Origin of the sequence: Frigoribacterium sp. ACAM 257 (genome assembly GCF_007954365.1) — a bacterium.
Taxonomy (GTDB): domain Bacteria; phylum Actinomycetota; class Actinomycetes; order Actinomycetales; family Microbacteriaceae; genus Frigoribacterium.
On sequence record NZ_VOLO01000001.1, the window covers coordinates 1106523 to 1130359 of the forward strand.

The window sequence follows — 23837 nt, forward strand, 5'->3', positions numbered from 1 at the left end:
TGTGAACGTGCCGACCAGGATCAAGACGGAGATGAGACCACCGACTGCGGCCGTGGTGGAGGTGATGACGGGGGACAGGGGTGCCCAGAGGGGCTCTGTCGCGAAGGTGTCGGATGCCTGTCGGGTCGGTGTCGTGGACCACGAGACTGCTCGTTCCTAGTGTGGGGAGCATGAACGAGACACGGATCGTCGATCTCCGGACCCAGATGGGTTGGACCCAGGAACGCCTCGCAGACGAGAGCGGCGTGACCGTCCGCACCGTCCAGAGACTCGAGGCGGGCAACGACGGAAGCCTCGACACGCTGTCGCGAGTGGCGCAGGCATTCGGTGTCCCGGTCCGCGAGCTCTTCGTCACCGTCGCCGAGGACGACTACGGCCGCTCGGTCACCGCCCTCGACGCGCGAGCGAGTCGCCAGAAGGAACGGCGGGGCCGTGTCGAGGAAGGCTTCCGAGCCTTGTACTACGGGGTGGGCGTGCTCTTCACGATCGCCGTGGTCGTCGCAGTCGCCACCGACGTCGTGCCGAACGTCGCGATCTTCTCGATTCCCGCCTACTGGGTCGCCGGGTGGCTGTTGTCGATGTTCCTGTTCCTCGTGGTCCTCAGCCCGCGCCTGGACCGCGCCTATCCCCTCTCCCGTGCCGCCCCGGATGAGGCGACGAGCAGGTAGGCACAGCGTCCCGACAGGGGATCGGCCACCTGGTCGGGACATGGTCTATCGGCGGCGAGACGTTCTTCTCGAGAAGAACGCGACGAGCCAAGCGAAGTGACAGATCGCCGCTCTATTGAGACGGCGGATCTCATCCCCTGAGTACCCGATAAGTTCGCGCCATGATCATCTGGCTGAACGGCACCCACGGAGTCGGAAAGACGACTACTAGTCAGCACGTGCAGGCGCTGCTGCCGAACTCCCGCATACTCGACGCCGAGAAGGTCGGAGAGGTCCTGATGGATGTGAATCCGGGATTGCCGGCCACGGACGACTTCCAGCACTGGGACCCCTGGCGCCCTCTTGTCGTCGAGACTGCACGTCGTGTTCTCGCCTTCACCGGCGGCGTCCTCGTCATGCCGATGACCGTCCTCGTCAAGAGCCACTGGACCGAGATTCGAGCTGGCCTCGCTGAGCACCAGATTCCCTTGCATCACTTCGTCCTACACGCCGACCAGGCCACGCTTCGGGATCGCATCCAGAACGATCCCGTGCTCGGGCCGTCGATGTTCAGATTCTCTCACCTCGCCCCGTACGAGGAGGCCGCGGGGACATGGCTGCACGATGATGCCCACGTCATCGAGACGTCGAAATGCACCCCGCGGGAGGCGGCGGAACACATCGTGGCGGCGGTCCCGACGTTGTGACCGAGGTGTCCGTGAAACGATCGCCCACCGGAATGAATCACTCCGCCTAGCGTGGTGACATGCGAATGCTCATTCTCGGAGGCAGCGGACTTCTGGGCGGTGAGCTGCTGTCACAGGCGCGGGCCATGCATATCGACGCGATCGGCACATCCACGCGTTCCACTACTCCTACGAGTGGAGACCATTGGCGGCAGCTCGACCTCCGCGACCGGCAGGCGACCATCGAGCTGGTCCGAGCCACTGGCGTCGACGTCGTGATCAACGTCGCGTATCGATAGTCCGATTGGTCCTCGACGGCGGATGGTGCGGCCAACGCCGCGATCGCGACGAGCTCGGCGGGCGCGCACCTCGTGTTCGTCTCGAGCGACGCAGTTTTCTCCGGGGCCGATTCACCGTATGCCGAACGGGCCCGGCCTGACCCGCGGACTTCCTACGGCGCCGCCAAGGCAGTGGCAGAGACGGCCGTGCGTGCCGTTGCCCCTGCCTCCACGATCGCGCGTACGTCCCTGATCATCAGCAGCAACGGGTCGTCCGTGCATGAGCGGCTTGCACACGCGGCTGCGCGAGGGGACGGGCGCCTCTTCACCGATGATGTTCGCTGCCCCGTCCACGTCACCGACCTCGCGGGCGCGCTCCTCGAACTGGCCCATACGAGACGGGATGGCATGCATCACCTCGCCGGTCCAGAGGCCATGAGTCGATACGACCTCGGCCGTTTGATCGCACTTCGAGACGGTCTCGATTCCACTCGCATCCGAGCCGCGCAACGTGCGTTCCTCCCCGTGCCAGGGGCCCTGGATGTCCGCCTCGACTCTCAGGCGACGCAACGCGCCATCACCACGAGACTTCGGGGTGCCTCTTCGTTCCTCACCACATCGGGTTAGGTGCGCAGCCTCCTCGCGTGTCCCGATAGACCATCAGCCACTGACCACGTATATCAGTTTGTTGGACAGCAAGCGACTCTCGGGGCATCCCCGTGCGCGAACCGGCGCGCTATGGTCCAGGCATGACGCGTCGTGCCGGCCTGACTTCCCGCCTCGTTCTGGTTGCCGGCTTGGCCGCGTTGGTTCTGGGCGTCGTCGTCCTTGCCATCGCGGCGGCGCAGCCGGTGTCTTTCGGGTGGTTCGCCTATGCCCCCCTGTCGGAAACGACGTTCGCCGCCGAGGGTGTGCGCGTGTTCTCGACCGCGAGCCTCGCGGGCGCGGTCATCACCGTCATCAGCTTGCTGGTACTCGCAGCATGGCTCGGCTACCGACAGGGTGTGCGCCACGCGCCGTGACGGGGCGTCTCGATAGACGATCGCATCACGGACGTCTCTCGGGTGCGGATTCATGTGCCGCGTCCCTGACGTCGGCCGTGACCGCGCGCCGGATCACCCGATCGAGCACGTATAGGAAAGCTCTCAGGAGCACGACAGGAGGGCTGCGCTCGTCAAACGGTCCATGTCTCACCGTAGGAGGCCCAGGCGTTGATCAAGTCTCTGGTCAGTGGTTCGTCTCGATTGGGGGATCGGATGTCGGACATGATCGCCTTCACTTCCCACGTCTAGGGTTTCATGGCCACTTGGCGGTAGGCGCCATAGAGGATGTCGACGTAGTCGGGGCACTCGGCCGAGCTGCCCCGAATTTGACCATCGGGGTTCGCGGTGAGGGTCATGCAAGCTATGAGGGCGCGGGTTTCTGAGCACCTGCTCGGCCTCGCCGTCCTGCGATGGGCAGCACGGCGCGCACGAAGCGAGCGAGGTACGCGCTGGGTCGTGGCCGCCGCTGCCGTTGTTGCCACATCTGCGATCGGTCTTGCGGTGTCGATGCAAATCAACGGTGGGGTCCTCGTCACCCCCGATGTCGGCGGCTACGCCCCGTGACGGCCATCAGTTGCAGGCCGGCTCAGTGCCCGGTTAGAGATCGGTCACTCGACGACTCGAGAATCCCTGAGGTGCTGGACGAGACTGGCTGCATCGTTCGTCATGGCAGCGAAGATCCGGTAGAGGGTCTCAGATCGACCAACTGGCCCCACTGCCCAGCAGATTTTCCCGAGGCCGTAGGCGATCCCGGCCTCGATGTGCGCCGCTGCGCCTGCGGGGAGGACCAGCACGAAGTGGTCGGCGCCGCGAAGTTCGGCCAGATCTTGGTCGAAGAGCTTCTGAATGCCCGGCGCATGAAGGTCCGCGTCGTCCGCGCCTCCCGCAAGGGCGAACTCGGCGGCGTCTTCGGCGTACTCGGCTCGGACAAAGCTGTATGACGATGCCCCCACCTCGTCGAGTGCCTCAACGACGTCGACGATGGCTGCGCGGTTGCGCCAACTACCTGCGACGAAGAAGTGACTCACGAGCCCACGGTACTGGTGCACTCACTCAGGGTGGGGATGCCCGGCAGGCGATCGATCGGGGGCGGCCCGGACCGAGTGCGGGTGATCGTCTCGGCCGCAGCAGCTGCGTGGCGGAGCGTCGTCCGGTCGCGATAGGCGTCCGTGTCCCGACGAGGAATCGCTGGCCGGACGAGCTAGGCCGTCAGGTGTTGTTCGATGCTGCCCCGGCCTGCGATCAGGGCGACGTCGGCGAGGGCGCCGTTGACCAGCGGCATCTGCGGGGGCTGATGGCCTGTGTCGAAGTCGAGGATCACCGGGACATCGAGGTCCCCTAGTGCTCGCCGCACGGCGTCTTCTTGCCTGAGGCCCGCGGTGTCTGGGCCGTTGGAGCGTCCGATGAGGACGCCCTCGGCGTCCTCGAACCATCCAGCCAGCCGGAGCGACCGGAGCATGCGGAAGACACCGATCGAGTCGGAGCTGGAGGCCTCGAGGTACACGAGGGTGCCCTCGGGGGCGTGCTCGCGGGCGAATCGGGGCACGTCTCCGTATCGTGTGCCTGCCAACAGCGACACGGTCTCGAGGCATCCACCGATGAGGCGACCACTCATGGTGACGGCATCTTCGCCGTCGAGCGTGCGCCACCTGGTCGGGGTCTCGTAGGCGCGATCCCGGGCGAGGGGCTCTTCGCTCCAGGCGACCCACGGACGGGAGCGGCGACGCGGTGCGCTGCGTTGCTCGAACGAGCTCCCGGCCGGCATGCTCGCGACGTCTGTCCAACGGCGGAACTCCGTCGGCAGCTCCCACGGCTCGTCCATGAGATTCGCGCCGTGCATCGTGGCCAGCCCGGTGAGGGTGGTCAGCGGCAACAGCAGGGTGGAGATGTCCGACCAGCCGACGAACCAGGTCTGGGCATCCGCAAGGGCTGACCAGTCGATGCCGTCCAGCAGCTCGATGGCCAACTCGCCTCCCCAAGGAGGCAGTACCGCGTCGCCGGAGCGGAACGAGTCGTGGAGGTCCTGGACGCGGTCGGCAGCGGATGCGGGAACGAGGCCGTCGATGGTGGCGTGATCCCTGACGTGCACATCGAGACCCCGGTCGGTCAGCGAAGCCACGGCTGCGCGGAGACGCTCGTGGAGTTCTTCGGGGACACCCATCGACGGAGCGGGCACTTCGATGCGTCCTCCTGCACGGAGCGGTGTCGGGTACGTGATGCCAGCCATCCGTCGACGCTAGCAATGCAGCGTCTGCTCCCGCCTCCTTGTCAGGGCCGACCCGCACTCCCAGTTCGCCGTCCTCGACGTCGCATCAGGGACATCCGCTCCCCTCCGGTCGCTCGAGATGCGACGAGAGTCGATGGCCGACGCGGGCTACGGGAGCTGTGGGGGCGCGATCAGTTCGAGGAATCCACCGAGGGCACCTTCGAGGTAGATGATGCGTGTGCCGGCTCGGGCGCCACCAGTCATCCGGTGAGGTGTCCCGACTGGTCTCCAGCCGTGTCTACCGCAGAGCTCGAGTACACGATCGAGGTCTGAGACCGTGAGCGCGATGTGCACCGTGCCGACCTGCGCGGGCGAGCCGGCAGACTCGAGCGGTCGGGGCGGGTCGTACTGCAGCAGCTCGACCCGGTGGGGGCCGAGTGTCACCGTCGCTCTCGCCGGCGCACGAGCACGACCAGGCCGCCGAGGAGGGCGGCCACGACGAAGGCTGCCGACATGACGGTCAAGACGCTGGCTACCCTCGACCAGAACGTGAACCAGTCGTTGCTGGGCAGTGTCCTGTAGGTCGCTGCCTGGCCTGCCTTGCGATCCTGTGTCCAGGTGATGAGGGCTGCGAGAGCGAGAGCCGAGGAACCCGCCACGAGCAGCGTCGTGAAGATCCGCAACGGTCGTCGGGTTGCCGGTAGGAGCCTGAACTCGGTCACGACCGGCGCGAGCTCCGACTCGAACTCATGGTGCGCGACGAGGTTGTAGTGCGGCTGCAGAGCGACGGGGCGAGCGAAGCCGTTCTCGTCCGCGACGGGCGTCCACTCTTCACGCGGAGCTGCTGCAACACGCCCGTGCTGCCGTTGCTACGGCGCGCAGGCTACCGAGAACTGCCGTACCAAGAGGGGATCCGGTCACGGACGATCCTCTGCGTCCTTGATGCCTGCTGCCACGGCACGTCGAATCACCCAGTAGAGCGCGTAGAGGATCGCGCTCGTGATCACGACGAAGAGGGCGGCGCCAGACAACGGGTCCATGACCCCACCGTACGAGGCGCGCCCCGGTCACCCGGGACGCGCCTCCTGCGCTCTGACGGTCGCGCTATTTCTTCGCGGCGCCGGCCTTCGTCGCGGGCTTCGCCGCGCTCTTCGACTCGGTCGCGGGGTCCGACTTCGGCTGGACGACCGGGGTCACCTTGAGGAACCCGGCACGCGGGTCCTTGAGGCCGACGAGCGGCGTCTGGTCGCGCCCGCCGAAGAAGTTCGTGATCCAGCCGGTGAGGATGCGCCACTTGCGGTTGAGCGTGGGCATCGCGTACAGGTGGTACCCGCGGTGGGCGAGCCAGGCCGGCACGTTCGTGACGGACACGCCCTTGAGCACACCCGCCCCCTTGCCGATGCCGTAGCTCGCGACGGTGCCGAGCGACTCGTGGCGGTACTCGGAGGCCGGGGCGCCCGAGAGAGCCGCGATCACGTTGTCCGCCACCGTGACCGCCTGGCGCACGGCGTTCTGCGCGTTCGGCGGGTAGTAGGCGGGCTGCTTCTCGGCGAGCAGGTTCGGCACCTGCGCGACGTCGCCGAGCGCCCAGACGCCGTCGAGCTTCTCGCCCTGCTCGGTCTCGACCTGCAGGGTGGCGCTCACGTTGACGTGGCCCTTCGGGCCGAGCGGCAGGCCGAGGTCGGCGACCACCGGGTTGGGCTTGACGCCCGCCGTCCAGACGATGGTGCCGGCGGGGATCGTCTCGCCGTCGCTGAGAACGACGTCGCCGTCGACGCACGAGGGCATCGTCGTGCCGAGGCGGACGTCGATGCCGCGGCCGCGGAGGTGGCCCAGGGTCCACTTCGAGAGCTCGGGGCCGACCTCGGGCGCGACGCGGTCGAGCGCCTCGACCAGGACGAAGCGGAGCTCGTCGCGCGACAGGGTCGGGAACTGGTCGACGGCCGCCTTCGCGGCGTCGTCCAGCTCGGCCATGGCCTCGACGCCGGTGTAGCCACCGCCGACGAAGACCACGGTGAGGAGCTTGCGACGCGTCGCGGCGTCGGTGACCGACGCGGCCTCGGAGATGTTGCCGAGGATGCGGTCGCGGACGTACTGCGCCTCCTCCACGCTCTTGAAGCCGACGCCGTTCTCGGCGAGGCCGGGCGTCGGGAACGTGCGCGTGACGGCGCCGAGGGCGACGACGAGCTGGTCGTAGGCCAGCACCTGGTCACGACCGTCGGCCGTGGTGACGGTGACCTTCTTCGCGGCCGAGTCGAGGCCCGTGACCCCGGCCTCGACCACGGACGTCTTGCGGAGCGCCTTCCGGAGCTGCACGGTCACGTCGCGCGGAGCGATGTGCCCGCCCGCGACCTCCGGCAGGAACGGCTGGTACGTGTAGTACGGCGACTGGTCGACCAGCGTGATGCTGGCGCTCTGCGGCGGACGACGCTTCTGGAGCTCGAGTGCGGCGGTGAGCCCGGCGGAACCGCCGCCGAGGATGATGATTCGCTGTGTCATGGATGTGTTCCTCCCTGCGACGACCGTACTCTGCGGGCAGCACGCGGGGCGAGCCGCCGGGCCGGGCTCGGCGATGCCCGGCCGCGACCGCGGCCGGGCACGACGGGGCCCGCGCACACGACGACGCCCCGGCCTGGAGGAGGCGCGGGGCGTCGTGCGGGGGAGCGCGACCAGGCTGCGTCAGCGGTCGGAGGGGACGTCCGAGTCGGTGTACGAGCCGTCGGCCTCGCCGTCGTGGGGGCCGGCCGTCGTGCCGCCGTCCTCCGGGATGTCGCTGTCGACGTACGAACCGTCCGACTCGCTCGACGTCGTGCTGTCGTGCGAGACGTGCGTGTCGCCGTCGACGTGGCCCTCGTGGTGCTCGTGCTTCTCGGTGCTGCTGTGCTCGGTGCTGGTGTGCTCGTCGTGGTCGTGCTGCTCGTCGGTGCCGTGGTGCTCGGTGCCCATGGGGTGCCTCCGTGTTCGTCGTGGCGGTCGGCGTCCTCGCCGCCCGTGCGGCTCACAGTAGACGGACGGGGTGTCCCGTGGGTCAGAACCCGTCAGAACCCCTCGTTCTCCCGGGTGACGTAGGGCGTCTCGAGCCGGTCGAGCTCGTCGTCCGTCAGCCAGAGGTCGGCCGACGCGACGGCGTCGTCGAGGTGCTGCATCTTCGTCGCGCCGACGATCGGCGCCGAGACGGCCTCCTGCTGCCGGACCCACGCGAGGGCGACCTGGGCGCGCGACACGCCCCGCTCCTCCGCCACCTCCGCCACGGCCGCGGCCACACGACGGTCGCCGTCCTCCTGCTGCTTGTAGAGGGTCTGGCCGAAACGGTCCGTCTCGGTCCGCGCCGTGGTGGCGTCCCAGTCGCGGGTGAGCTTGCCGCGGGCCAGCGGCGACCAGGGGACCACGCCGACGCCCTGGTCGAGGCAGAACGGGTGCATCTCCCGCTCCTCCTCCCGCTGCACCAGGCTGTACTGGTCCTGCATCGAGACGAAGCGGGTCCAGCCGCCGAGGTCCGCCGTGTGCTGCGCCTTCGCGAACTGCCACGCCCACATGCTCGACGCACCGATGTACCGCGCCTTGCCCGAGCGGACGACGTCGTGCAGCGCCTCCATCGTCTCCTCGATCGGCGTCTCCGGGTCCCAGCGGTGGATCTGGTAGAGGTCGACGTGGTCGGTGCCGAGCCGGCGCAGGCTGTCGTCGATCGCGCTCATGATGTGCGCCCGCGAGAGACCGGCTCCGTTCGGCCCGTCGTTCATCCGGCCGTTGACCTTGGTCGCGATGACGACCTCGTCGCGTCGTGCGAAGTCGGCGAGCGCGCGGCCGACGATCTCCTCGCTCGTTCCGTCGCTGTAGACGTCGGCAGTGTCGAACGTCGTGATGCCCTGCTCGAGGGCCCGCCGGATGAAGGGGCGCGAGGCCTCCTCGTCGAGGGTCCACTCGTGTGCGCCCCTGCCTGGCACGCCGAAGCTCATGCAGCCGAGGATGACGGTCGAGACCCGCAGGCCGCTCGTGCCGAGTCTGGTGTGCTCCATGGTGTTCGTCCTCTCGTCGACGCCGAGACTATGCCCGGCCGCGCAGCACGCCGGCCATGTGCGCGGTCGCGCGCCGCGCCTCCCTCGTCCAGGGCGCACCGACGAAGACGTGGAACGCCCCGCGGTAGACGCGCAGCTCGCCGGGTGCCCCGACCCGGGCGAGGCGACGGGCCAGCTCCTTCGCGTCGGCGACGAACAGGTCGCGGTCGCCCTGGTAGGTGAAGACGGGCGGGAGCCCCGCGAGGTCGCCGAACAGGGGACTGACCAGCGGGTCGCGCCGGTCGCGGTCACCGGCCCACCACGCGCCGGCGGCGACGAGGCCGTCGCGACCGAGCATGGGGTCGAGGTCGGCGAGCCACGGCACCTCGGGATCGCTCAGGGTCGCATCGAGCCAGGGCGAGACCAGCAGCACCGAGGAGGCGGCGGGCCGGCCCGTGTCGCGGTGCCGCATCGCCTGGGCGAGAGCGAGCGCGCCGCCGGCCGAGTCGCCGCCGAGGTGCACGACGTCGGCCCCTTCAGCACGCAGGCCGTCGTGCACGGCGTCGAGCAGCCGCACCGCGTCGTCGATGTCGTGCTCGGGCGCGAGCCCGTACAGCGGGACGGTGACCGTCACTCCGGAGGCGCGGACCAGCCGGGCGAGGAGGGCCCAGTGGGTGCGGAGGGCCGGGTACACGTAGGCCCCGCCGCACGTCCAGATCAGATGCGCCCCGGTCGCGCCCCTGCGCGGGGTGATGCGGACGACGCGCTGCCCCTCGACGGTCGTCTCCGTCACGACGGCGACGCGGTGCAGCCCGCGGGGGTAGGGCGCCGCAGCCTGGCCGCGCTTCACCATCTCGCGCCGCACGCTCTGCTCGCTGCGCGTCGTGCGGGGGAACAGGTACAGCAGCGAGCGCGTGGCGGCCATGAGGAGCGACATGAGCCGACCCTACGGCGCGTCGGCGGCGGCAAGAAGAAAGGCCCCGCCGAAGCGGGGCCTTTGTTCTGACACTGTCTCAACCAATGTCTCGATCTTGCGATCGGTGTCCGAGGGGGGACTTGAACCCCCACGCCCTATACGGGCACTAGCACCTCAAGCTAGCGCGTCTGCCATTTCCGCCACCCGGACTGGATGGTGCCTGCCGAAGCCGACCACGAAACACTAGCACGGCGTCGGACGCACTTCTGACCACGGGCAGGAGGCGGTCGCCGGGTACCGTGGACGGCATGACGACGAGCGCATCGCAGCCGGCCCCCGACGATCGCGACGAGAGGGTCGACCTCGACGAGACGGCCGTCATCGCCCGCGACCTGATCCGCTTCGACACCTCCAACTACGGCGGCGGCCGGTCCGAGGGCGAGGCCGATGCGGCCGAGTACGTCGCCGAGGCCCTCCGGGCGCTCGACCTCGAGCCGCAGCTGTTCGAGTCCGAGCCGGGCCGCGTCAGCGTGGTCGCCCGGGTCGAGGGCGCCGACCGCGCCAAGCCGGGCCTCGTGGTCCACGGCCACCTCGACGTCGTCCCCGCCGACCCGGCGAACTGGTCGGTCGACCCGTTCGCGGGCGTGGTGAAGGACGACATGCTCTGGGGCCGCGGCGCCGTGGACATGAAGAACATGGACGCGATGATGCTGACGTCGCTCGGCGACATCGTCCGCTCCGGCGAGCGCCCCGCCCGCGACCTGGTCGTCGGCTTCTTCGCCGACGAGGAGGCCGGGGGAGTGCTCGGCTCGCACTTCCTCGTGAAGGAGCACCCCGAGCTCTTCGCCGGGGCGACCGAGGCCATCAGCGAGGTGGGCGGCTACTCGACCTACATCGACGGGCGTCGCTCGTACCTGCTGCAGACGGGCGAGAAGGCCCTCATCTGGATCACGCTCCGCACGCGCGGCACCGCGGGCCACGGCTCGCAGATGATCCGCGCGAACGCGGTGACCCGGCTCGCGGAGGCGGTCGCCGCGCTGGGCCGCCAGGAGTGGCCGATCGCGCTGACGGAGACGACGACTGCCCTGCTCCGCGAGGTGGCCCGCATCCTCGACGTCGACGTGACGCAGACGGCGCCCGACGAGCTCGTGCTGCACACGGGCACGGCCCAGGGCTTCATCCGCGGCTCGCTCCGCACCACGACGAACCCGACGATGCTGACGGCGGGCTACAAGCACAACGTCGTCCCCGACACGGCGGAGGCGCGGGTCGACATCCGCTGCATGCCCGGCCAGGAGGAGGCGGTCCTCGCCCAGGTGCGCGAGCTCGTCGGCGACGACGTCGAGATCGAGACGGTGCACACGGACATCGGGCTGGAGACGCCGTTCTCGGGCGACCTCGTCGAGGCGATCACGGCGACCCTTCAGCAGCACGACCCCGGCGCGCCCGTGCTGCCGTACCTGCTGTCGGGCGGCACCGACAACAAGGCGCTGAGCCTGCTGGGGATCGCCGGCTACGGCTTCGCCCCGCTGCGCCTGGGGGAGGACATGGACTTCCCGGCCATGTTCCACGGGGTCGACGAGCGGGTCCCGCTCGACGCACTAGCCTTTGGCAGTCGCGTCCTCCGGGACCTCCTGGCGACCTACTGACACCCCCACCAGAAGGGCACCCCGCGTGGAGCATCTCCTCCAGGCACTCCTGCTCGGCCTCGTCCAGGGCCTGACGGAGTTCCTCCCCATCTCGTCGAGCGCGCACCTGCGCCTCGTCGGTCTCTTCTTCTCCGATCCCGACGCCGCCGCGGCCTTCGACCCGGGGGCGACGTTCACCGCCATCACGCAGCTCGGCACCGAGCTGGCCGTCGTCATCTACTTCTGGGGCGACATCAAGCGGATCGTCACGCGCTGGTTCCAGGGCGTCACCGGGAAGATCCCCCGCACCGACCCCGACGTCCGGATGGGCTGGCTCGTCATCATCGGCACGGTCCCGATCGTCTTGGTGGGCTACTTCGCGCAGGAGTACATCCGCACCGTCTTCCGCTCGCTCTGGATCGTCGCGATCGTGCTGATCGTCTTCGGCGTGCTGCTCGGCCTCGCCGACCGGCTGGGCAAGAAGACGGCCCGCTTCGACGAGATGACCTACGGCCACGGCATCGCCGTCGGCGTCGCCCAGGTCCTCGCCCTGTTCCCCGGCGTCTCCCGCTCGGGCGCGACGACGACCGCCGCGCTCAGCCTCGGCTACACGCGACCCGCGGCGGCCCGGTTCTCGTTCCTCCTCGCCGTGCCCGCGGTCTTCGGCAGCGGTCTCTTCGAGCTGGTCCAGAGCTTCAGCGAGCCGGGGCCCTACTCGCTCGGCGAGACGCTGGCCGCGACGGTCGTGGCGTTCGTCGTCGGGTTCGTCGTCATCGCCTTCTTCATGAACTACATCTCGAAGCGCAGCTTCCTGCCCTTCGTCGTGTACCGCATCCTGCTCGGCGGCGTCCTGCTGGTCCTGCTCGGGACGGGCGTGGTGGCGGCGTGAGGTCCTGGAACGCCCCCACCGTCCCCGTCCTGCCGGGCGACGCGCCGCTGCCGTCCCTCTGGGACACGGCCACCGCCTCCTTCGTGACGACCCTCCCCGTCGACGGCGCGGCGACGCTGTACGTCTGCGGCATCACGCCCTACGACGCGACGCACCTCGGCCACGCGAGCACCTACCTCGCCTTCGACTCGCTCGTGCGCGTCTGGCGCGACGCGGGCCTCCGGGTGACCTACGCGCAGAACACGACCGACGTCGACGACCCGCTGCTCGAGCGCGCCACGGCGACCGGCGTCGACTGGCGCACCCTCGCGGCCTCGCAGACCGACCTGTTCCGCTCGGACATGGAGCACCTCGCGGTGGTCCCGCCCGAGCACTACGTCGCGGTGACCGACGTCGTGGGCGACGTGGCAGACGCCGTCGCGGGCCTGATCGACTCGGGCGTCGCCTACCGGGTCGAGACCCCGGGCTCCGAGGCCGGCGACGACGTCTACTTCGACGTCCGGGGCGCCGAGCGCGACACCTCCTGGCGCCTCGGCCTCGAGAGCCGCTACGACGCCGCCACGATGGCCCGCTTCTTCGCCGAGCGCGGGGGAGACCCCGACCGCGACGGCAAGCGCGACCCGCTCGACCCGCTGCTCTGGCGTGCCGCCCGTGCCGACGAGCCGTCCTGGCCGTCGTCGGTGGGCGCGGGCCGGCCCGGCTGGCACATCGAGTGCACGGTCATCGCCGAGCAGCACCTCGGCGCCGCCGCCACGGTCGCGGGCGGCGGCAGCGACCTGGTGTTCCCCCACCACGAGATGAGCACGGCGCACGCGACGGCGATCACCGGCGAGCCGTCGGCCCGCCAGTGGGCGCACAGCGGGATGGTCGCCTACCAGGGCGAGAAGATGAGCAAGTCGCTCGGCAACCTCGTCAAGGTCAGCGAGCTCGTCTCCGCGGGTCACGACGCCCGTGCCGTCCGGCTCGCGATCACGGCGCACCACTGGCGGTCCGACTGGGAGTGGCTCGACGACGACCTCGTCGACGCCGAGCGCAGACTCGTCCGCTGGACGACGTGGGCGGACGGGGTCGGAGCACAGGAGGCGGGGGCCGGGACGACACCGCTGCTCGCGCTCCTTCGGGCAGCCCTCGCGGACGACCTCGACACGCCCAGGGCGATCCGGGCGGTGGACGACCACGTGGCCGCCGGGCGCACGGCGACCGCCGTCGACGTCGACGCGGTCGACGCGCTGCTCGGGATCGACCTCCGTCGCTGACCCGTGCCGGGCGGCGCCCTCGTCGACGCCGTCCCTGACGGACCCTCACGACACACGGTCCCTGACATACTGAACGGGATGTCTGCCCCCGACTGCCCCGCCGACGGGGACGAGACCGTCTGGCGGCGCGGCGCCCTGACCCGGCGACAGGCCAGGGGCGACGTCTGGCTGGCGGCAGGCCTCCTCGGCCTGGGTCTCGTCACCGTCTGGCTCGCCTCGGTCGCCGTCGAGGGCTCCGACGTCCAGGCCGCGGCTCCGCCCGAGGCGATGGCCTGGCTGGTCGCTCTCTGCGTCCCGACGGCGCTGCGGCGCCGCGCGCCCGTGACGGTGATGGCGGTCGTGAGCGCGGTCTTCATCCTCAGCCAGCTGCGCGGCTACCCCGACTCCATGGCCCCGTCGATCGTCGAGTTCCTGGTCATCTACACGGCGAACGCGTGGGCGCGGTGGCGGCGGGCGGCACTGGTCGGCAGCGCCGTCGTGACCGCCGCGATGCTCGTCTGGCTCGGCGTCGCCGTCCTCGGCCCGCTGCAGCAGGGCGGCCCGATGCTCAGCTCGACCGTCGCGGGCGTCGTGTACTCGTTCGTCCTCAACCTCCTGTTCTTCGTCTCCGCCGTCTGGTTCGGCCGGTCCTCCCGCGTCTCGGCCGCCCGCCTCCACGCCCTCGAGCGGGCCGGCGTCGACCTGCGTGCCGCCCAGGAGCTGGTGGCCGAGCAGGCCATCGGCGAGGAGCGCACGCGCATCGCCCGCGAGCTGCACGACGTGGTCGCCCACCACGTCGCCGTCATCGCCATCCAGGCCGGCGCGGCGCGGCGCACGCTCGACCGCCCCGAGATCGCAAGCGGCGCGCTCAGCGCCGTCGAGTCGACGGCGCGCACCGCCATCGACGAGCTGGAGCGTCTGCTCACGGTGCTCCGCTCCCAGGACCGCGCCCCGCACGAGGGCCCGACCGGGCTGGCCGCGCTCCCGCAGCTCGTGGCCGACACCCGTCGGCTCGGCCTCGACGTCCGGTTCAGCACCCACGGCGAACGCTTCGAGGTGCCGGAGAGCGTCGGCGTCACGCTGTTCAGGGTCGTCCAGGAGGCGCTGACCAACACCCTGAAGCACGCCTCGGCCGGCGTCGCGGACGTCCGCCTGCGGTTCCGCGACCGCGCGGTCGAGGTCGAGGTGACCGACGACGGAGTGGGCGGGGCGGGCTCCCGGCCGTCGCAGACGTCCGGCCCGGCCGGCTCGGGCCTCGGCCAGCGCGGGATGCGCGAGCGCGTCGACCTCCACGGGGGCGAGCTGCACGTCGGCCCGCACGCCAAGGGCGGCTACCGGGTGCGTGCCGTGCTGCCCGCGGTCCGCACCACCTCCCTCGCCGCCTCAGGACCCGCTGCACGGTCCGAACAGAGAGAAGGACGCACGACATGACCGCCGACGCCCCCGAGCGCCTCGCTCACGTCCCGCAGGCGACGCACCCGGTCCGGGTCCTCCTCGCCGACGACCAGGACCTCGTCCGTGCCGGCTTCCGGATCATCCTCGAGACGACTCCCGACGTCGTCGTCGTGGGCGAGGCCCGCGACGGACTCGAGGCCGTGGCGCTGGCCGCCTCGACGTCGCCGGACGTCGTCGTGATGGACGTCGAGATGCCCGGCATCGACGGCCTCGAGGCGACACGGCGCCTCCTCGAGGCGTCGGCGCCCGGCGGCCCGGCCGTCCTCGTCCTCACGACCTTCGGCCGTGGCGAGTACCTGTTCCGGGCACTCAGGGCCGGCGCGAGCGGCTTCCTGCTCAAGACGTCCAGCCCGGAGGAGCTCATCGAGGCGATCGCCGTCGTGCACCGCGGCGACGCCCTGCTCGCTCCCGAGCTGACCCGTCGGGTCGTCGCGGCCGCCATCGCCGAGGCCGTCCCGCCGGTCATCGTGCCGAGCCCCCGGCTCGCCGCGCTCACCGAGCGTGAGCGCGAGGTGCTCGACCGGATGGCCACCGGGTGCTCGAACGCCGAGATGGCCAGGGACCTCTACCTCGGCGAGGCGACCGTGAAGACGCACGTGTCGAACGTCCTGACGAAGCTCGGTCTCCGCGACCGGACCGCCGCGGTCGTGTTCGCCTACGAGAACGGCGTCGTGGTCCCCGGCGACGCGCCCAGCTGACGCGTCCTCGCCTGCGTCGGCGTCGGCGTCGGGCACCGGCGCCTCCGCCCTGCGGGTGACGACCTGTGGGTCGCGCGCCGGACGCCGGACGTCCGAGTCGCCTCCTACGCTGGGGTCGTCGGCCGAGCTGCGCCGACGCCACGGGGCCGCCCGGCGCTGCCCGGAGGGAGGGCCAGTGCTCCAGCTCGACCACGTCCGACGGTCCTTCGGCGGCCGCACCGCGCTCGACGACGTCTCGTTCGACGTCCCCGACGGACGACTGACCGGCTTCGTCGGGGCGAACGGGGCCGGCAAGACCACGACGATGCGCATCGTGCTGGGCGTGCTCGCGGCCGACTCGGGCGACGTCCGCTGGGATGGCGTCCCGCTCGGCGACGAGGTGCGCCGCAGCTTCGGGTACATGCCGGAGGAACGGGGCCTGTACCCGAAGATGACCGTCGTCGACCAGCTCGTGTACCTCGCCCGTCTGCACGGCGTCGGCCGAGCGGCGGCGAGGCGACGCTCGCTCGAGGTGCTGGACCGGCTCGGCCTGGTCCAGAGGGCGGGGGACAAGCTCGACAGCCTCTCTCTCGGCAACCAGCAACGGGTCCAGATCGCCGCCGCACTCGTCCACGGGCCGCGGATGCTGGTGCTCGACGAGCCCTTCTCCGGCCTCGACCCGATCGCGGTCGACGTGGTCGTCACGGTGCTGCGCGAACAGGCCGCGGCAGGCGTCCCCGTGCTGTTCTCGAGCCACCAGCTCGACGTGGTGGAGCGCCTCTGCGACGACCTCGTCGTGATCGCGGAGGGCAGGGTCCGGGCGGCCGGCCCGAGGGACGAGCTGCAGGCACGGTTCGCCCGGGCGCGCTGGCGCATCGTCGTCGACGACGACGCGGGCTGGCTCCGCGACCAGCCAGGGGTCACCGTCGTGGAGCTCGACGGGCCCGTGGCCCTCGTCGAGCTCGCTCAGGGCGTCGACGACCAGGCCGTCCTCGCGGCGGGGCTGCGGCACGGTCCCGTGCGCTCGTTCCACCCCGTCCTGCCCCGGCTGGCGGAGATCTTCGAGGAGGTCGTCCGATGACGCCCGTCGACCGTGTCGGCGACCGAGCCGCCTTCCGCCCCGGAGGTCACGGCCTCCTCTGGGTCGTCGCCCGCCGCGAGATGGCGGTCAAGCTGCGCGACCGGGCGTTCATCGTGAGCGGCGTCGTGATGCTGGTGCTGATCGCCGCCGCGCTCGTCGTGCCGGCGTTGCTCGCCGGCGGACCCGACCGCGTCGCCGTCCTCGACGCCCCGACCGCGGCCGTCGTCGAGGCGACCGGCGCGGACGCCGTCAGCACCCCGTCCGAGGCCGACGCGACGGAGGCGGTCCGCTCGGGCGACGTCGACGCCGCGGTGCTGCCGGACTCCTCGTCGCCCACCGGGCTCCGCGTCGTGGCCCTCGAGTCGGTCTCGTCCGTGCTGGTGCTCGGCGTCAGCGAGGCCTCGCCCGTCGAGCTGCTGGCGCCCGCCGACGCCGACCCGCTCGTCTCCGTGTTCGCGCCGCTCGCCTTCGGGATCCTCTTCATGACCACGTCGCTGCTCTTCGGGCTCAGCATCGCCCAGAGCGTGGTGGAGGAGAAGCAGACCCGCGTCGTCGAGATCCTGGTCGCCGCCGTGCCGGTGCGGACGCTGCTCGCGGGCAAGGTGCTGGGGGCCGCCATCCTGGCGATCGCGCAGACCGCCGTCCTCGCGGCGGCGGCGCTGGGCGGCCTCTCGCTGACGGGCCGGGCCGACGCGCTGCCTGCCGAGCTCCTGCCCTCCCTCGCGGCGGCGGTCGGCTGGTACGTGCCGTTCTTCGTCGCCGGGTTCTTGCTGCTGGCCGGCCTGTGGGCCGTGGCCGGCGCCCTGGTGTCGCGCATCGAGGACCTCGGCTCGACGACGACTCCCGTGCAGCTGCTGGTGATGCTCCCGTTCTTCGCGACGGTGTTCGTGAACACGCCGGGGCCGGCCCTGACGACGCTGTCGTTCGTCCCGTTCAGCGCGCCGGTCGCGATGCCGGTGCGGATGGTGCTGGAGGGCGGCGTCCCGGTGTGGCAGCCGGTCGTGGCCCTCGCGCTGCTCGTCGGGTGCGCCGCGGCCGTGGTGCTCGTCGCGGCACGCCTCTACGAGGGGTCGCTGCTCCGCACGGGCGGCACGACATCGGTCGGCCAGGCTTGGCGCCGCCGCTAGCCGACGCGCCTAGGGAGCAGGGGGCAGCCGCGGGTCGTCGGGGCTCTTGCCGTCGTTGCGGCGCAGGTACCGCTCGAACTCCTCGGCGATGGCCTCGCCGCTCGCCTCGGGCGAGTCGACCGTGTCGCGCGCCTGCTCGAGCTGCTCGATGTAGCCGGCCATGTCGTCGTCGTCCGAGGCGAGTGCGTCGATGCCCTGCTCCCAGGCGGCCGACTCGGCCTCGAGGTCGCCGCGGGGGATGCTGACGCCCGCGACCTCGTCGAGCTTCTCGATGAGCGCGAGGGTGGCCTTGGGCGACGGCGAGGCGTGCACGTAGTGCGGCACCTGGGCCCAGATCGACAGAGTCGGCACGCCGGCGGACTCGACCGCGTCCCCGAGGACGGAGAGGATCCCGACGGGGCCCTCGTAGGTGCTGCGCTCCAGGCTCAGCTCGCCCCGCACCTCCTCGTTGTCGCTGCTGACGAAGACCGAGATCGGGCGCGTGTGCGGCACGTCGGCGAGCATGGCCCCGAGGAACACCACGGCGGACACGTCGTGCACGTCGATCAGGTCGACGACCTCTGCCGCGAAGCCGCGCCAGCTGCGCGAGGGCTCGGCGCCGAGCAGCACGAGCACGTCGGGGGCGTCGCCCGCGGTGCTGCCGTCGGGCGTCGAGGCCACCTCCGGGGAGGCGTGCAGCTGGATCCGGGGCCACACGAGCGCACGGACCCCGTCGTCGTCGTACCCGACCTGCGGACGGTTGAACTGGTAGTCGATGTACCGCTCTCCGTCGAGCTCGGCGACCGGCTCGAGCGCGAGGGTGTCGACGATGCTGCGGGCGACCCCGCTGGCCGCCTCGCCGGCGTCGTTCCAGCCCTCGAACGCCACGACCAGGAGGCGGCCCGTCGCGAACGACGGCGTGCCGCTCACCGCCGACCCCTCGGTCGCCGTCTCGTCGGGCACTGCATCTTCACCGGGCACGGGATCCTCACCGGCCGGGCACGGTCCCCGGCGTCTAGCCCTCCACGATAGCCGTCCGACACCGTCGAGGAGGCGGCAGCGCGGCGGCCCTGACCGCTCCCGTAGACTCGTGCCCCGTGACCGACTCCCTGCCTGCCGCCGTCCTCTGGGACATGGACGGAACCCTCGTCGACACCGAGCCCTACTGGTTCGACTCCCAGGTCGACCTCGTCGCCTCCTTCGGGGGCACCTGGACGAAGGCCGAGGGCGACACCCTGATCGGCTCGGGCCTCTGGCACTCGGCCGCCGTCCTGCAGCGGCACGGCGTCGACCTGCCCGCGGACGAGATCATCGACCGGCTGACCACAGACGTGCTGACGCGCTGCGCCGAGCACGTGCCGTGGCGGCCGGGGGCACGCGAGCTCCTCGCCGAGCTGCGGGCGGCCGGCGTCCCGACCGCGCTCGTCACGATGTCGATCCGTCGCATGGCGCAGTTCATGGTCGACGCGATCGGCGACGACTCGTTCGACGCCGTCGTGGCCGGCGACGAGGTCGAGCACAGCAAGCCGCACCCCGAGGCGTACCTCCGCGGCGCCGAGCTGCTGGGCGTCGACGTGGCCGACTGCGTCGCGATCGAGGACAGCGTGCCGGGGCTCACCTCCGCCATGGCTGCCGGGGCAGTCGCCCTCGGCGTCGAGCACGCCGCGCCGCTCGCCGACGACTCCGGCTACGTCCGCCGGGACACGCTCGTCGGCGTCGGCCTGGCCGACCTCCGCGAGATGCACGCCGCAGGCCGCCGTGCCCGCGACGCGCGCACCTCCGACTCCTGAGCCCGGCGCCGAGCGCGTCGTCCCCTCCCGCACCGCGGCCCCGACGAGGGCCCGACAGAGAGCAGCACCCACCATGAGCGCCACCCGCCGACAGTCCGGCCCGTTCCTCGAGGGCGACAAGGTCCAGCTCACCGGCCCCAAGGGCAAGATGAACACCGTCGTGCTGACGCCCGGCGCCGTGTTCCACACGCACCGCGGCATGATCGCCCACGACGACCTCGTCGGCCTCCCCGACGGCTCGGTCGTCGCGAGCACGACGGGCGACGAGTACCTGGCCCTCCGCCCCCTGCTGAGCGACTTCGTCATGTCGATGCCCCGCGGCGCGGCCATCGTCTACCCGAAGGACGCCGCCCAGATCGTCGCGTTCGCCGACATCTTCCCCGGCGCCACCGTCGTCGAGGCCGGCGTGGGGTCGGGCGCCCTGTCGCTCTGGCTGCTCCGCGCGATCGGCCCCGAGGGGCGCCTCGCGTCGTTCGAGCGCCGCCAGGAGTTCGCCGACGTCGCGCAGGGCAACGTCGTCAGCTTCTTCGGCGCCGAGCCGCAGAACTGGACCGTGACCGTCGGCGACCTCGTGGAGGAGCTCGCGGCGGTCGTCCCCGAGGGCACCGCCGACCGCGTCGTCCTCGACATGCTCGCGCCGTGGGAGTGCGTCGACGAGACCGCTGCCGCCCTCACGCCCGGCGGGCTGGTGATCTGCTACGTCGCCACAGCGACGCAGCTCTCGCGGGTGGCCGAGGCGCTCCGTGCCTCCGGCCAGTTCACCGAGCCCGACGCGTCCGAGACGCTCGTGCGCGGCTGGCACGTCGAGGGCCTGGCCGTCCGCCCCGACCACCGGATGATCGGGCACACCGGCTTCCTGATCACGGCGCGGCGCCTGGCACCGGGCGCCGTGCTGCCCCAGCTCAAGCGCCGCCCGTCGAAGTCGGACTTCTCGGACGAGGACGTCGAGCTGTGGACCCCCGGCGCCCTGGGGGAGCGGTCGGCCAGCGACAAGAAGCTGCGGAAGACCGCGCGCCAGGCGCGCTCGGCGGCCGACAGCGCCGTCGCCGCGACCGAGAGCCTGACCGCCGACGGCGAGGACGACGACCGCGCCGACCGCGACGGCCCGGCCGACGGGTCGCACTAAGCTGTCCTCCGCATCACCAGCGACCCGCCAGTCGCGGCCCCCGGCCGCAGCCCAGGAAAGAGCCTCCGTGCGCAAGATCCCCGCCCTCGTCGTGACCGTCGGCCTGCTCGCCTCGCTGACCGCGTGTGCGACGACCCCCGCGCCGGGCTCCGCCGGGTGCCCGCCCACGGGCGACGCCGCCTCCGTCGTCACCGCCACCGGCGCCTTCGGCGAGAAGCCGGACGCCCAGGTCCCGAGCCCGATCGTCACGACCGAGACCCAGGTCTCGACACTCATCGACGGAACCGGCGACCGCATCCTCGAGGGCACCCCGGTCATCATCGACTACACCCTCTACGACGGCACCACGGGCGCCGAGGTCGAGGACTCGGGCTACGACGGCAGCCTCAGCGCGCCCATCACCGTCGGCGGGACCGCCCTCGCCCCGCTCGCGTCCGCGCTCGAGTGCTCGCGGGTGGGATCGCGCGTCGCGGTCGCCATCAAGGCCTCAGAGCTTTCGGCCTCGGTGAACGGCGGCGCGGGTGCCACGGACGACGCCCCCGACGCTGCCTACGTCGCGATCGTCGACATCCGCCAGTCGTTCCTCGCCAAGGCGAACGGCCGTCCCGTGCTCGCCGCCCAGGGCATGCCCGCCGTGGTCCGGGCCCCCGACGGCGCGCCCGGCGTCACCGTCCCCGCGGCGGCGGCGCCCACCTCGCCCGAGTCGCACCTCGTCCTGGACGGCTCCGGCCGTGAGCTCGAGGCCGACGACACCGCCGTCGTGCAGTTCACCGCCGTCACCTGGGCCTCGCCCTCGACCGTCGCCACCTCGTCGTGGACGAACGGTGGCTCCGCGACGTCGCTGCCGCTGGCGGACGAGCAGATCCCCGCGTCGATCCGAGACGCGCTCGTCGGCACGGCGATCGGCTCGCAGGTCATGGTGGTCGTGCCCGCCGACGAGGCCGGGGCCGTTCCTCAGCCGCTCGTCTACGTCTTCGACGTCCTGGGTGCCCTCTGAGCCGCCGCGACGGCGTGTCCTAGGATCAACCCGTGGCAGCCGTCCGCGCTCCGCGCATCCCCGTCGAGGAACGCCTCTTCAGCCTCGTCCTCGCCCTCCTCGCGACCGACGCCGGCCTGACGAAGACCGAAGTCCTCTCGACCGTCCAGGGCTACCGGCAGAAGTACCTCCCCGGCGGCGACAACGCGGCCCTCGAGCGACAGTTCGAGCGCGACAAAGACGACATCCGCGAGCTCGGGGTGCCGCTCGAGACCGTCGACGACCCCTCCGCTGCCGGTGACAACCACCTCCTGCGCTATCGCATCCTCCGCGGCGACTACGAGCTCCCGCTCGACATCTCGTTCTCGCCGGAGGAGACGGCGCTACTCACGCTCGCCGGCATGGTCTGGCGCGAGGGCACGCTCTCGGCCGAGTCTCGCCGCGCGCTGCTCAAGCTGCGGTCCCTGGGAGGCGCGACGAACGTCCCCGAGCTCGCCTACGCCCCGCGCGTGCGCAGCCGCGACGCCGCGTTCGAGCCCCTGCGGACCGCACTCGACCGCGGCGTGGTGGTCCGCTTCGACTACCTGAAACCGGGCGAGGCGGCGCCCCGTCGACGCGAGGTCGCGCCGTTCGCCCTCGTCCAGCACCAGGGCCGCTGGATGGTGTCCGTCGTCGAGCCCGAGACGTCGTCCCGCAAGAACTTCCTCCTGTCCCGCATCGTCGGCCCGGTGACGGTCACCGCGAAGACGTTCCCGCGGCCCGCCGACGCCACCGCCGACTCGACGCTCGAGGGCCTCGACCGGCTCTGGGAGCAGAACACGGCCACCGTCCGCGCCGCCCCCGACTCGGACGCCCGCACGCGCCTGAGCGCGCGACGCGGCACCGTCGCGGGCGACGACGACCTGCTGCTGGTGCACTACAGCGACCGTCAGGTCCTGGCCGAGGAGCTCACCTCGTTCGGGCCCGAGGTGGTCGTCCAGGCACCCGCCGAGCTGCGCGACCTGGTGGCCTCGCGCCTCCGTGACCTCGCCGCCGACCACGCCGCCACCGCAGGGGGAGCAGTCTCGTGACCGACCGACGACCCGCCCTGCACGCGACCGACAAGCTCGCGTTCCTGCTGTCGCTCGTGCCCTGGCTGATCGACCACGAGCGGGTCAGCGTCGCGGAGGCCGCCTCCCACTTCGGCGTCGGCGTGGCCGACATCCGCCGCGCGGTCGAGCTGATCGCGGTCTCGGGCATCCCGGGCGACACGGCGCAGTACCAGCACGCCGACCTGTTCGACATCGCGTGGGACGACTTCGAGCAGAACGACGTCATCGTGCTCACGAACCTCGTCGCCATCGACGACACGCCCCGTTTCTCGGCACGCGAGGCCGCCGCCCTGATCGCGGGCCTCCAGTACCTCTCGGCGCTGCCCGAGAACGCCGACAGGGGCGCCGTCGCCTCGCTCATGTCGAAGCTGTCGCGAGGCGCGTCGGGAGAGCCCAGCCAGGTCGCCGTGGCGCAGCAGGGGACGAGCGAGGTGCTGGCCCTCGTCCGTGACGCCGTCGAGCGCGGGGTGCAGCTCGAGTTCGACTACGCGGGGGTGCGCGGCCTCGTCGAGCGCCGCCGTGTCGACCCCCTCAGGGTCGAGTCCCTCGACGCCGACTGGTACCTGCGCGGCTGGGACCACCTGAGGGAGGCGCTCCGCACCTTCCGCCTCGACCGCATCGCCTCGCCTGCCCTCACCGACGCCCGCATCACGCACCGCGCCTCCGACCTCTCGCTGCCCGACACGCTCTTCGAGGGCTCTCCGGACGACCTCGACGTCGTCGTCGAGATCGACGAGGCCGCGGCGCCGCTGCTGGACGACTACCGGCCGGCCGACGTCGAGGACGCGGGGGAGGGTCGCACCCGCCTCACCCTCCGGGTAGGCCACGTGGGGACGGTCGCCCGTCTCGTCAGCGGGCTCCCCGGCCGCGCCCGCGTCGTCGCGCCGGACGAGGCACGTCGCGCCGTCGCCAGCTGGGCCGCCGAGGCCGCCGCCCGCTACGACGTCTGAGAGGCCCGCCTGCAGCAGCCGCTCGGGTCGCTCGACATCGGTCCGGTCGCCAGGTCGCGTCA

The 23837-nt window shown here is 71.5% G+C and carries 25 protein-coding genes, 1 tRNA gene and 1 pseudogene; 16 read left to right on the forward strand and 11 right to left on the reverse strand.

Annotation, left to right across the window (positions count from 1 at the left end):
• Positions 1 to 170: 170 nt before the first annotated feature.
• From ES689_RS05125 to ES689_RS05140, 4 genes and pseudogenes are all read left to right on the forward strand, one after another.
• Positions 171 to 668 carry a helix-turn-helix transcriptional regulator gene (locus ES689_RS05125; protein ID WP_146901019.1) on the forward strand — a complete coding sequence of 166 codons (498 nt, stop codon included), beginning with the start codon at positions 171 to 173 and terminating at the stop codon, positions 666 to 668.
• A 161-nt stretch (positions 669 to 829) separates the two neighbouring features.
• Complete coding sequence (locus tag ES689_RS05130; RefSeq protein WP_146901022.1) at positions 830 to 1354, forward strand: AAA family ATPase; 525 nt, start codon at positions 830 to 832, stop codon at positions 1352 to 1354.
• A gap of 65 nt (positions 1355 to 1419) precedes the next feature.
• A pseudogene (locus ES689_RS05135) lies at positions 1420 to 2238 on the forward strand (NAD(P)-dependent oxidoreductase).
• Positions 2239 to 2360: 122 nt separating this feature from the next.
• Positions 2361 to 2633, forward strand: a complete 273-nt coding sequence (locus tag ES689_RS05140) for a hypothetical protein (RefSeq protein WP_146901025.1) — start codon at positions 2361 to 2363, stop codon at positions 2631 to 2633.
• A gap of 629 nt (positions 2634 to 3262) precedes the next feature.
• Here the strand turns inward: ES689_RS05140 and ES689_RS05145 are convergent.
• The 10 genes from ES689_RS05145 to ES689_RS05180 form a co-directional block, all read right to left on the reverse strand.
• Positions 3263 to 3682 carry a hypothetical protein gene (locus ES689_RS05145; RefSeq protein ID WP_146901028.1) on the reverse strand — a complete coding sequence of 140 codons (420 nt, stop codon included), beginning with the start codon at positions 3680 to 3682 and terminating at the stop codon, positions 3263 to 3265.
• A 173-nt stretch (positions 3683 to 3855) separates the two neighbouring features.
• Positions 3856 to 4881 carry a S66 peptidase family protein gene (locus ES689_RS05150; RefSeq protein WP_146901031.1) on the reverse strand — a complete coding sequence of 342 codons (1026 nt, stop codon included), beginning with the start codon at positions 4879 to 4881 and terminating at the stop codon, positions 3856 to 3858.
• A 147-nt stretch (positions 4882 to 5028) separates the two neighbouring features.
• Positions 5029 to 5304: a VOC family protein gene (locus ES689_RS16085; RefSeq protein ID WP_370512329.1), complete on the reverse strand. Its 276-nt coding sequence runs from the start codon at positions 5302 to 5304 to the stop codon at positions 5029 to 5031.
• Complete coding sequence (locus ES689_RS05155; protein ID WP_146901034.1) at positions 5301 to 5543, reverse strand: hypothetical protein; 243 nt, start codon at positions 5541 to 5543, stop codon at positions 5301 to 5303. The genes ES689_RS16085 and ES689_RS05155 overlap by 4 nt, the downstream gene beginning before the upstream one ends.
• Before the next feature lie 234 nt (positions 5544 to 5777).
• Complete coding sequence (locus ES689_RS15995; protein WP_255515943.1) at positions 5778 to 5900, reverse strand: hypothetical protein; 123 nt, start codon at positions 5898 to 5900, stop codon at positions 5778 to 5780.
• 64 nt (positions 5901 to 5964) lie between these two features.
• Positions 5965 to 7359: an NAD(P)/FAD-dependent oxidoreductase gene (locus ES689_RS05160; protein WP_146901036.1), complete on the reverse strand. Its 1395-nt coding sequence runs from the start codon at positions 7357 to 7359 to the stop codon at positions 5965 to 5967.
• A 180-nt stretch (positions 7360 to 7539) separates the two neighbouring features.
• Complete coding sequence (locus ES689_RS05165) at positions 7540 to 7806, reverse strand: hypothetical protein (RefSeq protein WP_146901039.1); 267 nt, start codon at positions 7804 to 7806, stop codon at positions 7540 to 7542.
• A gap of 92 nt (positions 7807 to 7898) precedes the next feature.
• Entirely contained in the window at positions 7899 to 8876 is a 978-nt protein-coding gene (locus ES689_RS05170; protein ID WP_146901042.1) for an aldo/keto reductase, read from the reverse strand.
• A 28-nt stretch (positions 8877 to 8904) separates the two neighbouring features.
• Positions 8905 to 9792 (reverse strand): alpha/beta hydrolase fold domain-containing protein, encoded by an 888-nt coding sequence (locus ES689_RS05175; protein WP_146901045.1) that lies wholly within the window; start codon positions 9790 to 9792, stop codon positions 8905 to 8907.
• A gap of 104 nt (positions 9793 to 9896) precedes the next feature.
• Positions 9897 to 9981, reverse strand: a tRNA-Leu gene (locus tag ES689_RS05180).
• 98 nt (positions 9982 to 10079) lie between these two features.
• Here ES689_RS05180 and ES689_RS05185 point away from each other — a divergent pair.
• The 7 genes from ES689_RS05185 (at position 10080) to ES689_RS05215 (ending at position 17863) form a co-directional block, all read left to right on the forward strand.
• Positions 10080 to 11420: a M20/M25/M40 family metallo-hydrolase gene (locus ES689_RS05185; RefSeq protein ID WP_146901048.1), complete on the forward strand. Its 1341-nt coding sequence runs from the start codon at positions 10080 to 10082 to the stop codon at positions 11418 to 11420.
• Positions 11421 to 11445: 25 nt separating this feature from the next.
• Positions 11446 to 12288 carry an undecaprenyl-diphosphate phosphatase gene (locus ES689_RS05190; RefSeq protein ID WP_146901050.1) on the forward strand — a complete coding sequence of 281 codons (843 nt, stop codon included), beginning with the start codon at positions 11446 to 11448 and terminating at the stop codon, positions 12286 to 12288.
• Entirely contained in the window at positions 12285 to 13544 is a 1260-nt protein-coding gene (gene mshC, locus ES689_RS05195; protein WP_146901053.1) for a cysteine--1-D-myo-inosityl 2-amino-2-deoxy-alpha-D-glucopyranoside ligase, read from the forward strand. Before ES689_RS05190 ends, mshC begins: the two co-directional genes overlap by 4 nt.
• Before the next feature lie 78 nt (positions 13545 to 13622).
• Positions 13623 to 14954, forward strand: coding sequence for a sensor histidine kinase (locus tag ES689_RS05200; protein ID WP_146901056.1), 1332 nt, complete (start codon positions 13623 to 13625; stop codon positions 14952 to 14954).
• Positions 14951 to 15676: a response regulator transcription factor gene (locus ES689_RS05205; RefSeq protein WP_146901059.1), complete on the forward strand. Its 726-nt coding sequence runs from the start codon at positions 14951 to 14953 to the stop codon at positions 15674 to 15676. The genes ES689_RS05200 and ES689_RS05205 overlap by 4 nt, the downstream gene beginning before the upstream one ends.
• A 175-nt stretch (positions 15677 to 15851) precedes the next feature.
• Positions 15852 to 16736 carry an ABC transporter ATP-binding protein gene (locus tag ES689_RS05210; RefSeq protein ID WP_146901062.1) on the forward strand — a complete coding sequence of 295 codons (885 nt, stop codon included), beginning with the start codon at positions 15852 to 15854 and terminating at the stop codon, positions 16734 to 16736.
• Positions 16733 to 17863 (forward strand): ABC transporter permease, encoded by a 1131-nt coding sequence (locus ES689_RS05215; protein WP_146901065.1) that lies wholly within the window; start codon positions 16733 to 16735, stop codon positions 17861 to 17863. Before ES689_RS05210 ends, ES689_RS05215 begins: the two co-directional genes overlap by 4 nt.
• 9 nt (positions 17864 to 17872) lie before the next feature.
• Here the strand turns inward: ES689_RS05215 and ES689_RS05220 are convergent, their stop codons facing one another.
• Entirely contained in the window at positions 17873 to 18772 is a 900-nt protein-coding gene (locus tag ES689_RS05220; protein ID WP_146901879.1) for a proteasome assembly chaperone family protein, read from the reverse strand.
• Positions 18773 to 18939: 167 nt separating this feature from the next.
• Here ES689_RS05220 and ES689_RS05225 point away from each other — a divergent pair, with 167 nt between their 5' ends.
• The 5 genes from ES689_RS05225 (at position 18940) to ES689_RS05245 (ending at position 23775) form a co-directional block, all read left to right on the forward strand.
• Complete coding sequence (locus tag ES689_RS05225) at positions 18940 to 19632, forward strand: HAD family phosphatase (protein WP_146901067.1); 693 nt, start codon at positions 18940 to 18942, stop codon at positions 19630 to 19632.
• Between the two features lie 73 nt (positions 19633 to 19705).
• A complete protein-coding gene (locus ES689_RS05230) occupies positions 19706 to 20758 on the forward strand; it encodes a tRNA (adenine-N1)-methyltransferase (RefSeq protein ID WP_146901072.1) in 1053 nt (350 codons plus the stop codon).
• A gap of 67 nt (positions 20759 to 20825) precedes the next feature.
• Entirely contained in the window at positions 20826 to 21755 is a 930-nt protein-coding gene (locus tag ES689_RS05235) for an FKBP-type peptidyl-prolyl cis-trans isomerase (protein ID WP_146901075.1), read from the forward strand.
• A gap of 32 nt (positions 21756 to 21787) precedes the next feature.
• The gene (locus ES689_RS05240) at positions 21788 to 22804 is read left to right on the forward strand and encodes a YafY family protein (RefSeq protein ID WP_223269388.1); all 1017 of its coding nucleotides are present in this window, start codon (positions 21788 to 21790) and stop codon (positions 22802 to 22804) included.
• The gene (locus ES689_RS05245) at positions 22801 to 23775 is read left to right on the forward strand and encodes a YafY family protein (RefSeq protein WP_146901077.1); all 975 of its coding nucleotides are present in this window, start codon (positions 22801 to 22803) and stop codon (positions 23773 to 23775) included. The genes ES689_RS05240 and ES689_RS05245 overlap by 4 nt, the downstream gene beginning before the upstream one ends.
• The last annotated feature ends 62 nt before the right edge of the window (positions 23776 to 23837 follow it).

Coding starts and splice junctions, on each gene's coding strand:
- ES689_RS05230 (WP_146901072.1), top strand. CDS start 19,706: ATGAGCGCCACCCGCCGACAGTCCGGCCCGTTCCTCGAGGGCGACAAG.
- ES689_RS05170 (WP_146901042.1), bottom strand. CDS start 8,876: ATGGAGCACACCAGACTCGGCACGAGCGGCCTGCGGGTCTCGACCGTC.
- ES689_RS05130 (WP_146901022.1), top strand. CDS start 830: ATGATCATCTGGCTGAACGGCACCCACGGAGTCGGAAAGACGACTACT.
- ES689_RS15995 (WP_255515943.1), bottom strand. CDS start 5,900: ATGGACCCGTTGTCTGGCGCCGCCCTCTTCGTCGTGATCACGAGCGCG.
- ES689_RS05125 (WP_146901019.1), top strand. CDS start 171: ATGAACGAGACACGGATCGTCGATCTCCGGACCCAGATGGGTTGGACC.
- ES689_RS05205 (WP_146901059.1), top strand. CDS start 14,951: ATGACCGCCGACGCCCCCGAGCGCCTCGCTCACGTCCCGCAGGCGACG.
- ES689_RS05175 (WP_146901045.1), bottom strand. CDS start 9,792: ATGTCGCTCCTCATGGCCGCCACGCGCTCGCTGCTGTACCTGTTCCCC.
- ES689_RS05160 (WP_146901036.1), bottom strand. CDS start 7,359: ATGACACAGCGAATCATCATCCTCGGCGGCGGTTCCGCCGGGCTCACC.
- ES689_RS05185 (WP_146901048.1), top strand. CDS start 10,080: ATGACGACGAGCGCATCGCAGCCGGCCCCCGACGATCGCGACGAGAGG.
- ES689_RS05150 (WP_146901031.1), bottom strand. CDS start 4,881: ATGGCTGGCATCACGTACCCGACACCGCTCCGTGCAGGAGGACGCATC.
- ES689_RS05140 (WP_146901025.1), top strand. CDS start 2,361: ATGACGCGTCGTGCCGGCCTGACTTCCCGCCTCGTTCTGGTTGCCGGC.
- ES689_RS05215 (WP_146901065.1), top strand. CDS start 16,733: ATGACGCCCGTCGACCGTGTCGGCGACCGAGCCGCCTTCCGCCCCGGA.
- ES689_RS05200 (WP_146901056.1), top strand. CDS start 13,623: ATGTCTGCCCCCGACTGCCCCGCCGACGGGGACGAGACCGTCTGGCGG.
- ES689_RS05165 (WP_146901039.1), bottom strand. CDS start 7,806: ATGGGCACCGAGCACCACGGCACCGACGAGCAGCACGACCACGACGAG.